The sequence below is a fragment of the Sphingosinicella rhizophila genome (assembly GCF_032378825.1).
GTDB lineage: Bacteria > Pseudomonadota > Alphaproteobacteria > Sphingomonadales > Sphingomonadaceae > Allosphingosinicella > Allosphingosinicella rhizophila.
The window spans coordinates 1-432 of sequence record NZ_JAVUPU010000031.1; the positions used below are offsets into that span (position 1 = coordinate 1).

1 protein-coding gene is annotated in these 432 nt (G+C 61.6%); it reads left to right on the forward strand.

The annotated features are described in order from the left end of the window. On the forward strand, positions 1-430 hold a 430-nt coding region (locus RQX22_RS19265; RefSeq protein WP_315728835.1), incomplete at its 5' end, for an IS3 family transposase. Positions 431-432 lie beyond the last annotated feature (2 nt).

Below are 432 nucleotides of genomic sequence, written 5' to 3' on the forward strand. Positions count from 1 at the left end.
CGTAGCGGTCGTCATCGACCTGTTTTCGAGACGCGTCGTCGGCTGGTCGATGAGCAACACGATGACCGCCCAGCTCGTCACCGATGCGCTGATCATGGCGATCTGGCGGCGCGGCAAGCCCGATGCCCTGTTGCATCACTCGGACCAGGGTAGCCAATATACGAGCGAGCAGTTCCAGCGGCTGATGGCCGATAACGGCGTCACCTGCTCGATGAGCCGCTCCGGCAACGTCTGGGACAATGCGGCGATGGAGAGCTTCTTCTCCTCGCTCAAGACCGAGCGCGTCGCCAGAAAGGTCTATCGCACACGCGACCAGGCCCAGGCCGATGTGTTCGACTATATCGAGCGCTTCTACAATCCGAGGCGCCGGCACTCGACCTTGGGGTACCTCAGCCCCATCGACTTCGAGAAACAGTCTGAGGTAGCGTAGCC